This window comes from Halorussus salilacus (assembly GCF_024138125.1).
Taxonomy (GTDB): Archaea; Halobacteriota; Halobacteria; order Halobacteriales; family Haladaptataceae; genus Halorussus; species Halorussus salilacus.
Window position 1 is genome coordinate 1,133,879 of the sequence record NZ_CP099993.1, and the last position, 12,501, is coordinate 1,146,379.

The 12,501-nt window shown below is 67.5% G+C and carries 13 protein-coding genes; 4 read left to right on the plus strand and 9 right to left on the minus strand.

Annotated elements, in window-relative coordinates; genetic code table 11:
- Positions 1-154: 154 nt before the first annotated feature.
- Together cdrS and ftsZ are read left to right on the plus strand one after the other, a co-directional pair.
- A complete protein-coding gene (gene cdrS, locus NGM10_RS05800) occupies positions 155-334 on the plus strand; it encodes a transcriptional regulator CdrS (RefSeq protein ID WP_253482838.1) in 180 nt (59 codons plus the stop codon).
- Positions 335-336: 2 nt separating this feature from the next.
- Positions 337-1,581: a cell division protein FtsZ gene (ftsZ, locus tag NGM10_RS05805; protein ID WP_253483770.1), complete on the plus strand. Its 1,245-nt coding sequence runs from the start codon at positions 337-339 to the stop codon at positions 1,579-1,581.
- 24 nt (positions 1,582-1,605) lie between these two features.
- On the opposite strand, the gene ncsA is transcribed toward ftsZ, so the two are convergent.
- The 7 genes from ncsA to NGM10_RS05840 form a co-directional block, all read right to left on the minus strand.
- Positions 1,606-2,631, minus strand: a complete 1,026-nt coding sequence (gene ncsA / locus NGM10_RS05810) for a tRNA 2-thiolation protein NcsA (protein ID WP_253482839.1) — start codon at positions 2,629-2,631, stop codon at positions 1,606-1,608.
- A gap of 219 nt (positions 2,632-2,850) precedes the next feature.
- Positions 2,851-3,858 carry a metal ABC transporter permease gene (locus tag NGM10_RS05815; RefSeq protein WP_253482841.1) on the minus strand — a complete coding sequence of 336 codons (1,008 nt, stop codon included), beginning with the start codon at positions 3,856-3,858 and terminating at the stop codon, positions 2,851-2,853.
- On the minus strand, positions 3,855-4,637 hold the full coding sequence (locus NGM10_RS05820) for a metal ABC transporter ATP-binding protein (RefSeq protein ID WP_253482843.1): 783 nt from the start codon (positions 4,635-4,637) through the stop codon (positions 3,855-3,857). The genes NGM10_RS05815 and NGM10_RS05820 overlap by 4 nt, the downstream gene beginning before the upstream one ends.
- Before the next feature lie 5 nt (positions 4,638-4,642).
- Complete coding sequence (locus NGM10_RS05825) at positions 4,643-5,761, minus strand: metal ABC transporter substrate-binding protein (protein WP_253482845.1); 1,119 nt, start codon at positions 5,759-5,761, stop codon at positions 4,643-4,645.
- A 137-nt stretch (positions 5,762-5,898) separates the two neighbouring features.
- Positions 5,899-6,900 carry a Brp/Blh family beta-carotene 15,15'-dioxygenase gene (locus NGM10_RS05830; protein ID WP_253482847.1) on the minus strand — a complete coding sequence of 334 codons (1,002 nt, stop codon included), beginning with the start codon at positions 6,898-6,900 and terminating at the stop codon, positions 5,899-5,901.
- Positions 6,891-7,706, minus strand: coding sequence for a lycopene cyclase domain-containing protein (locus NGM10_RS05835; RefSeq protein ID WP_253482849.1), 816 nt, complete (start codon positions 7,704-7,706; stop codon positions 6,891-6,893). The genes NGM10_RS05830 and NGM10_RS05835 overlap by 10 nt, the downstream gene beginning before the upstream one ends.
- Positions 7,707-7,806: 100 nt before the next feature.
- On the minus strand, positions 7,807-8,952 hold the full coding sequence (locus tag NGM10_RS05840; RefSeq protein WP_253482851.1) for an MBL fold metallo-hydrolase: 1,146 nt from the start codon (positions 8,950-8,952) through the stop codon (positions 7,807-7,809).
- A 355-nt stretch (positions 8,953-9,307) separates the two neighbouring features.
- On the opposite strand from NGM10_RS05840, the gene NGM10_RS05845 reads away from it, so the two are divergent.
- Positions 9,308-9,703 carry a helix-turn-helix domain-containing protein gene (locus NGM10_RS05845; protein ID WP_253482853.1) on the plus strand — a complete coding sequence of 132 codons (396 nt, stop codon included), beginning with the start codon at positions 9,308-9,310 and terminating at the stop codon, positions 9,701-9,703.
- 10 nt (positions 9,704-9,713) lie between these two features.
- Here the strand turns inward: NGM10_RS05845 and NGM10_RS05850 are convergent, their stop codons facing one another.
- Positions 9,714-10,073, minus strand: coding sequence for a response regulator (locus NGM10_RS05850; RefSeq protein WP_253482856.1), 360 nt, complete (start codon positions 10,071-10,073; stop codon positions 9,714-9,716).
- 102 nt (positions 10,074-10,175) lie between these two features.
- Here NGM10_RS05850 and NGM10_RS05855 point away from each other — a divergent pair, with 102 nt between their 5' ends.
- Positions 10,176-10,820: a DUF7095 family protein gene (locus tag NGM10_RS05855; protein WP_253482859.1), complete on the plus strand. Its 645-nt coding sequence runs from the start codon at positions 10,176-10,178 to the stop codon at positions 10,818-10,820.
- A 577-nt stretch (positions 10,821-11,397) separates the two neighbouring features.
- Here NGM10_RS05855 and NGM10_RS05860 read toward each other — a convergent pair.
- Positions 11,398-12,489 carry an aminopeptidase gene (locus NGM10_RS05860; RefSeq protein WP_253482862.1) on the minus strand — a complete coding sequence of 364 codons (1,092 nt, stop codon included), beginning with the start codon at positions 12,487-12,489 and terminating at the stop codon, positions 11,398-11,400.
- Positions 12,490-12,501 lie beyond the last annotated feature (12 nt).

Consider the following 12,501-nt stretch of genomic DNA (forward strand, 5'->3'; position numbering starts at 1 on the left):
TATTTAACTTTTGACTATGTGGGTAAGCCTACGTAAGACGGTTGTCTTACACGTCGGGCCGAAAGCAAGAAAAGTCGCGCTGACGGCCCGCACGGCGTAAGACGGGTTGCGTGAGCATCCGCGTGCCGTCTTACCTCAAAGGGGAATACGAAACATGGAGCGTGTGACACTACGCATACCGAAGCAGCAGATCGAGGAGGTCGAACAGATGGTCGAGACCGGGGAGTTCCCGAACCGTAGCGAGGCGATTCGGGCCGCGGTTCGAGACATGTTGAACGAGCAAGAGGACACGACCGACCAGACGACGAGCAAGCGGTCGTGGGCGAAGGTGTAATCATGCAGGACATCGTTCAGGACGCGTTGGAGAACGCCGAGCAGGAGAGCCGCGAGATGGACGTATCGACCGAGGGCGACGAGTTCGGAGACCCCCGAATCGTCATCGTCGGTTGTGGCGGGGCGGGCAACAACACCGTCAACCGGCTCTACAACATCGGCGTCGAGGGTGCAGACACCGTCGCCATCAACACCGACAAGCAACACCTCAAGATGATCGAAGCCGACACGAAGATACTGGTCGGCAAGTCCCTGACCAACGGACTCGGCGCGGGCGGCGACCCCTCGATGGGCGAGCGCGCGACCGAGATGGCCCAGGGCACCATCAAGGAGGTGCTGGGCGACGCCGACCTCGTGTTCGTCACCGCGGGCATGGGCGGCGGCACGGGCACGGGCGCGGCACCCGTCGTCTCGAAGATCGCCAAAGAGCAGGGCGCTATCGTCGTCGGGATGGTCTCGACCCCGTTCAACGTCGAGCGCGCGCGCACGGTGAAGGCCGAGGAGGGGCTCGAAAAGCTCCGCAACGAGGCCGACTCCATCATCGTGCTCGACAACAACCGCCTGCTCGACTACGTCCCGAACCTGCCCATCGGCAAGGCGTTCAGCGTGATGGACCAGATCATCGCCGAGACGGTCAAGGGTATCTCCGAGACCATCACCCAGCCGAGCCTCATCAACCTCGACTACGCCGACATGACCTCCATCATGAATCAGGGCGGGGTCGCCGTAATGTTGGTCGGCGAGACTCAGGACAAGAACAAGACCGAGGAGGTCGTCCGCGACGCGATGAACCACCCGCTACTCGACGTGGACTACCGCGGGGCCTCGGGCGGACTCGTCCACATCACGGGCGGTCCGGACCTCACGCTCAAGGAGGCCGAGTCAATCGCCAGCAACATCACCGAGCGCCTCGAAGCCAGCGCCAACGTCATCTGGGGCGCGCGCATCCAGGACAACTACAAGGGGAAGGTCCGCGTGATGGCCATCATGACCGGCGTCCAGAGCGCGCAGGTCCTCGGCCCGGGAACCCAACAGCAGGCCGACAGGTCTCGCGCGCAGATGACCGAGGTCGACGACTCGTCGTTCGACGCCAGCCAGCACATCGAGGACGGCGGCCTCGGCGGCTCCGGCGGCACGCGCGACGCGGGCGGTTCGACCGGCGGGTCGAACGGTTCCTCGTGGGGTGCCAAGAGCGACGGCGGCACCGACGAGGTCGAGAAGAACAACGGTCTCGACGTCATCCGCTGAGAACGTTTTGGGGCTTTTTCCGATTCAGGCGGCGTGGAGCGCATCGAGCAACGAGCACTTCCGACAGAGGTCCCGCGTGGTGGAGGCTCCACAGCGTTCGCACTCCCGGAGGTCGGCCCGCCCCTCCTCGCGCGCGCCGAATTCCTGGGCCGCCAGCGCCGCGAGTTCCTCGTAGCCCGACATGATGGAGTGGCGCGTTCCGGGGTGGTTCTCCTCTAGCTCGTAGAGTAGCTCCTGTATCTCGCCGCGGTAGGCCTCGCTCGAATGAGGACACTCCGTGATGTGGGCCGGGAGGTCCCGGAGGTGGGCGTACAGCGCGACCTCCTTCTCGGGCACGTCCCGGAGGGGTTTCGCGCGGGGGATGAAGTGCTCCTGTGCTTCCCGCGTGGGCAGTTCGTCGGCCGCTTCTGCGGCCGACGAACTGCCGACGGTTTCGCGCTCGTCGAAGCCCCCGAGGCTGGCGTCGAAGTGCTTCGCGATCTGGGCCACGTCGCCTTCGAGGAAGTTCATCACCGCGGTCTGGGCCTCGTCGTCTAAGTTGTGGCCGGTCAGGAGCTTGTCGGCCCCCAGTTCGTCGGCGTACCGCGAGAGCACGTCCCGGCGGAACACCCCGCAGTACGCGCAGGCGGCCATGTTCTCGGGGTCGTCCTCGACCACGTCGTCCATCCGGACCCCGAACTCCTCGTCGTAGGAGACGACCTCGTGGTGGATGTCCAAGTCCCGGGTCAGCTCCTCGCAGGCCGCCACGCTCTCGTCGCGGTAGCCCTCGATGCCCTCGTGGACGGTCAGCGCGACCAGTTCGATGCGGGGGTCCTGCTCGAACGTCCGATGGAGGATGTCGGTGAGGACGACGCTGTCTTTGCCCCCCGAGAGGCCGACGACCCACGTCTCGGGGTCGTCGGGCGTGGCGTCGCTCGGCACGAGGTTGTCCTCGCGCACCCGCCTGCGGACCCGCTTGTCGACCGACGAGACGAAGTGGTCCTCGCAGAGGTGCAACCCCGAGTAGGCGGCGTGCATGACCGCCTCGCGGTCGCATTTGTCGCAGTCCATCGCGCGAGTCTTTCGGTTCCGGGCGTTTGACGGTTTCGCCTCGGGACTCGTAAACCGGTTACTGCGATAGCAAATCTGTTTCCGCGGGGCTTCGCGGGCGGTCGATTCGAAGTGCGAGCGCTCGCGGGCGATTCGGCCGTACCGCGGCCGAATCGCCCGAAAATAGCCGGTTCGGACCTATCGAACGGTGATTCCGAACGACTGTCGGGTCGGTCCGGCTCACTCCTCGCCGCCGTCGGCTTCGAGCGCGGGGTCGGACCGGTCCGACCGCTTCGCGGGTCCCAGCCACTCGAAGTCGGGGACCGCTCCGAGCGCGAGCGTCACGACGTACACGCCGATGGCGGCCAGCACGATGGACCCGCCCGCCGCCAGCCCGTAGTGGTACGAGACGGTGACGCCGACGACGCCCGCGAACTCCGCGGCCAGCACCGCGAGCAGAAGCGACTGCTTGAACGTCCGGGCGACCCGCGCGGCCGCGGCGACCGGGACGACGAGCATCGCGGCGACGAGGATGACCCCCAGAATCTGCATCGCGCTCACGACCACGGCCGCGGTCAGCACGACCATCAGCCGATTGTAGAACGACACGTCGATGCGGGCGGCGCGGGCGGCGGTCTCGTCGAAGGTGACGTACAGCAGGGGCCGATAGGTCGCGCCGACGACGCCGACGACGAGGCCGGTCATCGCGAGCAGGAGGCCGACGTTTCCCTTCGAGACGGTCGCGAGGCTGCCGAACAGGTAGGCGTCGATGCCGACCGAAATGCCGCCGTCGGTGGCGGTGATGAGCACGCTCCCGACCGCGAACCCGCCCGTCAGCACGATGGCGAGCGAGGTATCGCTCGGCGTCCCAGCGTACTCGATCAGCAGTTCGACGAGGAGGGCCGTCCCGACCGCGACGACCAGCGCGGTCGCCAGCGGCGGCAGCGACAGCGAGAACGTGGCGTTGGCGAACAGGCCGACCGCGACCCCCGCGAACGCGGTGTGCGCGAGCGTGTCGCCGATCATCGCCATCTCGCGGTGGACGAGGAAGGTGCCGACCAGCGGGCCGACGACGCCGATGCAGACCACCGCGAGGTAGGCCCGTTGCATGTAGGGATACCCGAGCATCCGAATCCCGGTCAGGTCGGCGAGCAGGTCCATTCCGAGGCCGTACGCGTCGGTCAGGAACCACTCCAGCAGGCCAGAGAGCGTCGAGACGAGCGCAACGTAGTCGATTGGCGGTGTCATGAGTGGTCGTGGTGGAGGACGTGGTGGTTCGCGCCGTAGGCCTCGCCGAGCGCGTCGGTCTCGACGAACTCCGCGGGGTCGCCGTGGAAGTAGAGCTCGCGGTTGAGGCACGCGACCTCGGTCGCGTGGGTCGTCACGACGCCGATGTCGTGTTCGACGAGCACGACGGTCAGCCCCTCGGCGTTCAGGTCGGCGAGCATGTCGTAGAACCCCTCGCGCGACCGGGCGTCGACCCCGACGGCGGGTTCGTCGAGCGCCAGCAGGTCGGCCTCGGCGGCGAGCGCCCGGGCGATGAACACGCGCTGGCGCTGGCCGCCCGAGAGCCGTCCCACGCGCCGGTCGGCGACGTCGGCGATGCCCACGCGGTCGAGCGCGCGCTCGACCGCGCGGCGGTCGGCCCGCGAGAACCGCCCGACGAGTCGGCGGGGGTACCGACCCATCCGGACCGCCTCCCGGACCGTGACGGGCATCTCGCGTGCCGCGCCCGCGACGTTCTGGGCGACGTAGCCGATTCGCTCGCCGTCGTCGAACGACGACGCCGGTTCGCCGAACAGTTCGACGCTGCCCGCGTCGGGGGTGCGGAGGCCGAGCACGAGTTCGAGCAGGGTGGACTTGCCCGACCCGTTCGGCCCGACGATTCCGAGGAACGCCCCGGGTTCGACGTCGAGCGACACGTCTTCGAGGACGGGTCGGTCGCCGTAGCCGAACGTGACGCCCTCGACGCTGACGACCGGCGGGGAGCGGTCGGTCGGGTTTCCGTCCGTGGATTCGGCCGACACGGCTCTCACTCCGCTCCGAGCGCGCGCTTCAGGGTCGGGAGGTTGACCTCCTCCATGACCTCGACGTACCCCCAGTCGTTCTCGACCCACTCCTCGGTCCGACCCGGAATCGAGGTCAGCGGGAGCACCTCCTCGGCGTCGGTCTCCTCGACGAGCTGGTCGGCGGCCGTCTGGGACTCCAGCGGGTCGGCGACCACGTAGTCGAGGTCGTGCTCCTCGACGACGTGCTGGGCGCGTTCGATGTCCTTCGGCGTCGGCGTGTCGTCGGGCGAGACGCCGGTCAGGGTCACGACCTCGAAGCCGTACCGGTCGGCGAGGTAGCCGAACGCGTCGTGGCCCGCGACAAGCACCACGTCGTTCGACGCCGAACCGAGCGCCGACTCGAACGACTCGTGGAGGTCGTCGAGGCGTGAAGCGTACTCCTCGGCGTTCTCCTCGTACGCGTCGGCGTTCGCGCCGTCCGCGCTCACGAACCCCTCCCGGACGGTTTCGACCGCGCGCTTCGCGCGTATCGGGTCGAGCCAGAAGTGGGGGTCCTCGCCCGCGTGGTCGTGTTCCTCCTCGTCCTCGTCGTGGTCTTCTTCGTGTTCCTCCTCGTCGTGGTCTTCTTCGTGTTCCTCCTCGTCGTGGTCTCCCTCGTGGTCCGTCTCCGTCCCATCGTGTTCGTCCTCGTCGTGGTCTCCCTCGTGTTCGTCCTCGTCGTGATGCTCGTCTTCCTCGTGGTCGCCGCCGTCCATCTCCAGCAGGTCCACGTTCTCACCGACTCTGAGGAGTTCGGTGTCGCCACCGTCGTCCCGGACGTTCGCCGCGACGTCGTCGGCCCACGGCTGGAACCCCTCGACGCCGTGGACGAACAGGTCGGCGTCGAGGACCTCACCCTGAATCTTCGGCCCGGGTTCCCAGCCGTGGCCGTGTTGCCCGACCGGAACCAGCGTCTCGGCGGTCGCGGTCTCGCCCGCGACCGCCGAGGCGAACTTCCCGAACACGAAGAACGACGCCTCCGCGGTCGCGTCCTTCTCGTCGCCTTCGGCGGTCAGCGGACCCCCGATACACCCCGCGAGGGAGCCGAGAGCCATCGAACTCGCGGTCACACCGAGTAGACGGCGTCGCGTGAATTTCGCCATATTGCTAATTATCTCCCTCTAGTTAATAAGAGCTATGATTATGAGATTTTAGATTGTTAATCCGGGCGCTCGGGGCGAGACACCGGTCCCCCGAACCGCCGAAGCGAGTCGGCCGCCGAGGAAACCGTCCAGATTCCTCACGTCGTCCAGACGCCCTCGCGGCGGTCCATCCACGTAACCACGAGGGTATGCGGGAGCGTGAGCACCGCAAGCAGGACGAGGTACACGCCGAGGAGAGATTCGAGTCCCGCGCCCGCGGGCGAGAGGCCCGCCAGCGCCCCGAGGACGACGAGCGCCCCGACCGTGTTTGGGAGGGCGTCCCGGCCGAACCGTGCCAGCGCGGCCGGGACGCCGCCGGAGAACGCCGAGTCGCCGTCTTCGAGGACGGCCAGTCGGACGACGTGTCGCACCGAGTGCCACAGGCAGAAGTAGAGACCCACCGCCAACACGGGCGGAACGACGAGGAAGTACGCCCACAGGAGACCGGTCTCGGCGGCGTCGATCCGCCACCCGGAATCGGCCCGGGCGGCACCGAGCGCGAGCCCGAGGACCGAGAGCGCGGCCAGCCCGCCGCCCAGCGCGAACCGGAACCCCGGCTGGAAGGCCGGTTCGAAGGCGTCGGCGACCGCCGGGTCGAACAGCGAGACGGTCGCTCGGGCGACCGCTCGGTAGGCGTCGGGAAACGCCACCAAGGGCGCGACCATCGGAATCCCGCCGCGGACCGCGAGTGCGAGGACCCGCTGGGCCCGGGTTCGGAGGTGCTCGCCGTCGACCGCCAGCAGGAAGTAGAGGTCCCCCTGCCCCCAGTGGTACCACGTCAGCAGGATGAAGCCAGCGAACGCCGCGTCGGGTGCGACCAGCCACGCCACGAGGTAGGCCCCGCCGCCGACGAGGTAGGCCGCCCCGACCGCGAGGTAGGGGCGACGACCCCCGAGACGGGCGATGGCGAGGTGGTCGGCTGCGCCGTGGGGGAGCCCGAAGACGACGAGACTGGCGAGAAACGGGAGGTAGCGCACGGTCGGCGACACCTCGATGCCGACCGCGAACGGAGCGACGACGACGGCAAGCGCGACCCACGCCGGGCGACCCGCGACGCGGAGAACCGCCGGGGTCCGCCGGGTCCCCTCGGTCAGCGCCATCGTCGACCCATCCTCCCTGCGTCCAGTATCAGTCGTCTCACACCCGGTAGCAGTCCGTCGAGCGCGTGGCTCGGTCCCCGGTCGTCCGCACGGGCGAGCGTCCAGTCGAACAGCAAGAGGCCGTGTACGATAAGCACGTTCGTCAGCAGGAAGAAGACCGCCTCCTCGACGGGGAGGCCGAGGAGATGAACGCCGCTGCTGTGAGCCGCGGAGATCGTCCAGAGTCCCGACCCGATGGCGAAGCGGTCGATGACCCAGAGGTAGATCGACGGGGCGGCGACCGCGGCCGCGACGAGTCGCCGGTAGCGCCAGACGACCGGCCCGCCGACCGCCCACAGGAACGCCGCGACCGGGGCCCCCCAGAGCAGGATCACCCCGAGGTAGTAGGTCCCAGACGATGCAGACGCGAGCGCGACGCCGAGCGCCGCCAGCACGGTCCAGCCGACCAGTCCGTGGCGACGAGCGTTCGGGTGTTCGGGGACGCCGGGTTCTGGATGGACAGCGAGACGGTGGGCGAGCGCGTAGTACCACAGGCCGGTCAGCGCGGTCTGGAGCCCGAAGAACAGCCACTCGCCGAGCGGGATGCGGGCGAACCGAACCGCGACGACCCCCTCGCCGTAGGACCAGACGCCGCGTCCGATGAGGTAGCTGTCCCACGGAGCCGTGTAGGAGACCGCGATGCAGACCAGCAACGCGACGCCAGCGAAGACGCGCCGCGGTCGTCGCGTTCGGCGAGCCACGACCGCGGCCAGTGCCCCGGCCGGTAGCGCGACGAAGACCGACAGGAATTCGAGATAGGTAAGCAAACGTTGCCTCCGGTGGGAATTTCTCCGTCCACTGCGTTGGAAACGGGAACGTAAAATCGGTTCGGAATCGGCGAGCCTGTCAGGAGCGGGAGTGGTCGCGTCAGGCCGAACACCGGTTCGGTCCCATCTCCAGTTCGGTGGCCTCGTCGGCCTCGACGCTCTCGATGCCGAGATTGATGGCGATGACCTCCTCGTAGTTGGGCGGCTTCTCGTGGTCGGCGTCGGTCAGGCGCTCGACGAACTCGTCTCCGCTCAGTCCGAGCAGGTCGAGGCCGGTCCGGAGGTCACCCACCGTGGAGGCGACCGGCTCGCCCGGCCTGCCCTCGGAGAACTCCCCCTCGCTGTTCACGTCGACGTGGCCCGGCAGGACCGCCACGGTATCGGGTTCGGCGAGCAGTGTGCGATGGAGCGACTCGTACTGCATCCGCGCGCCCTCGGCGGCCGCGTCGTCGCCGAACTCCAGTTCGGTCCGGCCGACCGAGTCCACGAACAGGGTGTCGCCCGTCAGGAGCGCCTCGTCGCCCACGAGGTAGTTGACCATCTCGGTGGTGTGGCCCGGCGCGCCGACTGCCTTTATCTGCACGTCCCCGACCTCGACCACTTCGTTGCGGTCGAGGGGCTCGAACTCGTATTCGACCCCGCGCTCGCGCGCGGCCGCGCCGAGGTGGTACGGGACGCCGAGTTCCTCCGCGAGTTTCCGCCCGCCCGAGACGTGGTCGGCGTGGACGTGGGTGTCGAACACGCGCGTTATCTCCCAGTCGCGCTCGGCGGCGGGCGCGCGGAACTCCGCGGCGTGGCGGGTCGGGTCGACGACCGCCGCCTCGCCCGCCACCGGGTCGGCGACGACGTAGCCGAGACACCCCTTCGCGCGCCGCTGGACCTGCAGAATCTGGGCTCGCCCCTCGGTCGGGACGGGGACGGTCTCGTACACCTGACTCCACGCCTCCATCCCGCCGGTGACGACCGCCACGTCGTCGTAGCCCGCGTCGCCGAGTTCGTCGGCGAAGTGGTCCGACGAGATGCCCTTCGCACAGATGGTGACGATTCGGTCGTGCCCGTCGAGGAGGGCGTCGATGTCGTCCGTTCGTCCGTCGCTCAGCGACTCCTCGGCGTCGAACGGGAAGTGCTCCGCGCCGGGGACGTGCCACGCTTCGTAGCTCTCCTCGGGTCTGGTGTCGAGCAGAACGAACTCCTCGCCGGTGTCGAGCATGTCTGCCAGCCGCTCCGGGGTGACTTTCGCAGGCATCGTATCGGCGGAAGTAGGGGGTCGAGGGACTTAATGCTGGTTGCCAATGTGGAAACAGCACAAGACCGTTCGACGCAGCGGGCGAAGAAGACCGACGGGACGGGAGATCAGCGCGGCTGTCGGGCGTCGTCCCCGTTCGTATCGTCGAGCGAGGCGACCGCACCAAGGTCGGTCGCCATCGCGTTCGTGAACGCGGCAGGTACGCCGATATCGAAAGCACCCTTGGTGGCGGCTGGCCATCCTCCTCGGACGGTCGCTCACGTCGGTTCACGGCTGAATCGCTCGCCCTCGACAGTGTTGTACGCACTATGCAAAGCATTTTACGTGCGTGTGACCTAGGCGCGGATAGATAGCAATGTCCGATTCGATGGCCGAATACCTCCAGAGGGACATGGAGTGTGAGGGATTGCTGGAGTGCATCCACGGACTGAAGGAACTCGACCGAGAGTGCTTCCGGGTCCTCGTCGAGACCAGCGAGCCCCTGACCATAGACGAGCTTGCCGACCGGGTGGACCGCGAGCGCTCGACCGCCTACCGGTCCATCCAGCGCCTCCTGCAGGCGGGGTTCGTCCAGAAGGAGCAGGTCAACTACGAGCAGGGCGGTTACTACCACGTCTACCGGCCGACCGATCCTGACGAGGTCGCCGACGACATGCAACGGATGCTCAACGACTGGTACGCCAAGATGGGCCAACTGCTCCAGGAGTTCCGCGAGAAGTACGACCAGCAACCGGTGACCGTCGAGAACTGAGACGCGGCGGTCAGTCGAGCACGCTCGAAAGCTCTCCGAGTACGTCCGCCTCGTCGACAGGCTTCGTCACGTAGCCGTCGGCACCCGCCCGGACCGCCTCTTTCATCTTCTCTTTCTGGTCGACGCTCGTGCACATGACGACCTTCGTCTCCGTGCCGGTCGCTTTGATGTCGGCGGTCGCCTCGATACCGTTCTTCTCGGGCATCATCACGTCCATGGTGACGACATCGGGGGACTTCGCTTCGAACTGCTGGACCGCTTCGACGCCGGTCGATGCCGTCCCGACGACTTCGTACTCCGCTTCGAGGATGTCAGTGAGCATCTGCCGCATGAACCCCGAATCGTCGACGACGAGAACCGTCGCTGTCATATCCGACTATCTATCGGAACACGATATAAATAGACACCTGTTCCGCCCGATACGCGACGCTACGCGTCATCGTTTTGCCCCGCGAACCCGAACCCTGAGTCGATGAACCGAGACGAGGCCATCCAGCGCATCGAGGAGATACTATCCACCGTCGAAGACGAGACCATGCCGGTGCCGGTCCGGGAGGTGTGGGTGTACGGCGACGTCGCGCTGGGTCTCGACCCGATAGAGCGCCTCGACGTGTACGTCACCAAGGACATCCTGCTGGGCGGTGACGCCGACCGCGAGGCGGAGTTCCGGAAGTCCCACGGCGTCGAGGGCGTCGGCAAGACGGTTCGCGCGGAGTGGGCCGAGGCGTTCCCCGAACACATCCGCGTCAACGACAGCGGCCACGCCGCGCCGGAGAAGTGTCTGGCCGCACACCTCCTGCCCGAGGACGACCCCGTCCACCTCGAAGTCTGCAACTCCAGTTTCGAGGACAACGTCACCCAGCGACTCGAAGGAGCCATCGCTCGCGAGACGTACGAGCAGATATTGGACCCTCGCGGCGTCTGCCTGTGGGTAGATGGCCAGCGCAGCGACGAGGCGCTCCGCAAGCTACGGGAGAGCGAACTCGCGTTCCCGACGCTCCCCGACGCGCTGGAGATGCTCGGGATGGACCCCGAGGAGACCGACGAGGCCGCAGACGCGGTCGAGTCCTACCGGAAGCGCCAAGAGGGCGCGACCGTCCGGGGCGACGTGGTGTAGTCGGGACTCGGCGTGGAATGGCGAATGGCGAACAGGCCGTGCTTCGTCCGCGCGAGGGCGCACAGCGCTCCCGCCTCGACCGCTCGCGCGGCGGTGTTTCAGGTCACGACGGGTATGGCCGCGCTCTCGTACGTAAAGTCTCGGGTCGCTTCGAACCGCGAGAGCAGTCGTCGTGATGGCTCCGAAAGCCCCCGCCCGCTACGAACCACCTCAGAAGCCACTGCCGTGATGGCTCCGAAAGCCCCCGCCCGGTCGCGGTCGCTCCGCGGGATATCCGCGCCTTCCAACACCGCGCGGCGCGGATACTGGCCCGCGGAGACGACCCCGCCCTTCGGGCGCGACCGGGCGGCCCCTTTCAGTCCCGCCCTCGTGGATAGTGTCACCGACTGATTCCAGGTGGGAGGTCTCACCTGCAGATTCCAGGTGGGAGGTCTCACCTGCAGATTCCCGGTGGATGGTTCGCTCCCGGTGGATGGTCCGCTGGCTGACTCGGGCGGTTGCGTCATCGACCGAAACGGGTTCGGAGACTGGCGGCGCGCGTCGATTCGACGCGCGCCGCCAGTCTCGAAATGATTACTCAGCCCTCGAAGCCGTCCTCGAACCGGAACCGTCCGTTTCGCTGGACCACTTCGCCGTCGACCTCGATGTACGAGTCCTCGCTCATGTCCACGATCATGTCCACATGAGTCGCGCTCTGATTGTACGGTCGGCCCTCCGGAACCGACTCGCGGATGGCGCGGCCGACCGCGAGGTGGACGGTGTCGCCCATCTTCTCGTCGAACAGCATGTTGTAGGTGAATCGGTCGATGTCCCGATTCATCCCGATGCCGAGTTCGCCCAGACGGCGCGCCCCCTCGTCGGTGTCGAGCACGGAGGTGAGCAGGTCGGCGTTCTTGGCGGCGTCGTGGTCGACGACCTCGCCGCTCTCGAACCGGAGGTAGGCGTCCTCTATCTCGCGGCCGTGCCGGACCAGCGGCTTGTCGAACAGGACCTCGCCCTCGACCGAGTCGGGGACGGGCGCGGTGAACACCTCGCCGCCGGGGAGGTTCTTCTCGCCGTAGTCGTTGACCGTCTTCATCCCCTCGACGCTCATGGTGAGGTCGGTCGTCTCGCCCGAGACGATGCGGACCTCGTCGGCCGGGTCGAGAATCTCGACCATCTGCTGTTGGTGTTCGCGCTGGGCGTCCCAGTCCTTGTTGACCGCGTCGTAGACGAACTCCTCGTACTCCTCGGTGGACATCTCGGCCTTCTGGGCGTCGCCCGGCGCGGGGAACTGGGTGCCGACCCACCGCTTGCCCATCCTGGCGTCCTGAAGCGGTTGCCTGACGCGTTGGTACGCCGAGAGCGTCTCGGTGGGCACGTCGCTCATCTCCGCGGTGTTTCGCGACCCCTTGACGAGGACGAACGCGTCGGTCTCCTCCATCATGGCGAGGAGGTGGTCGGGCGTGTCGAAGTCCTCGGGGTCGCTCGACCGGAGATACGCCCGGTTGGCCCGCGCGCTCCTGAGCGAGACCGAGGCGCTCGCGCCGATTTCGCCGATGCGCTCGGCGACGGCGACCGCGAGGTCCTCGGCGACCGGCGGGGCGCGAACCATCACGTCGTCGTCCGGTTCTATCTTCGTGGAGTGCTCGACGATGGTCCGGGCGTGCTCGCGTACTCGGGGGTCCATACGGGAACCGAC

Excerpts from the sequence above, each read along its gene's own strand:
- cdrS (WP_253482838.1), top strand. The coding sequence starts at position 155 with ATGGAGCGTGTGACACTACGCATACCGAAGCAGCAGATCGAGGAGGTC.
- ftsZ (WP_253483770.1), top strand. The coding sequence starts at position 337 with ATGCAGGACATCGTTCAGGACGCGTTGGAGAACGCCGAGCAGGAGAGC.
- ncsA (WP_253482839.1), bottom strand. The coding sequence starts at position 2,631 with ATGGACTGCGACAAATGCGACCGCGAGGCGGTCATGCACGCCGCCTAC.
- NGM10_RS05815 (WP_253482841.1), bottom strand. The coding sequence starts at position 3,858 with ATGACACCGCCAATCGACTACGTTGCGCTCGTCTCGACGCTCTCTGGC.
- NGM10_RS05825 (WP_253482845.1), bottom strand. The coding sequence starts at position 5,761 with ATGGCGAAATTCACGCGACGCCGTCTACTCGGTGTGACCGCGAGTTCG.
- NGM10_RS05830 (WP_253482847.1), bottom strand. The coding sequence starts at position 6,900 with ATGGCGCTGACCGAGGGGACCCGGCGGACCCCGGCGGTTCTCCGCGTC.
- NGM10_RS05840 (WP_253482851.1), bottom strand. The coding sequence starts at position 8,952 with ATGCCTGCGAAAGTCACCCCGGAGCGGCTGGCAGACATGCTCGACACC.
- NGM10_RS05845 (WP_253482853.1), top strand. The coding sequence starts at position 9,308 with ATGTCCGATTCGATGGCCGAATACCTCCAGAGGGACATGGAGTGTGAG.
- NGM10_RS05850 (WP_253482856.1), bottom strand. The coding sequence starts at position 10,073 with ATGACAGCGACGGTTCTCGTCGTCGACGATTCGGGGTTCATGCGGCAG.
- NGM10_RS05855 (WP_253482859.1), top strand. The coding sequence starts at position 10,176 with ATGAACCGAGACGAGGCCATCCAGCGCATCGAGGAGATACTATCCACC.
- NGM10_RS05860 (WP_253482862.1), bottom strand. The coding sequence starts at position 12,489 with ATGGACCCCCGAGTACGCGAGCACGCCCGGACCATCGTCGAGCACTCC.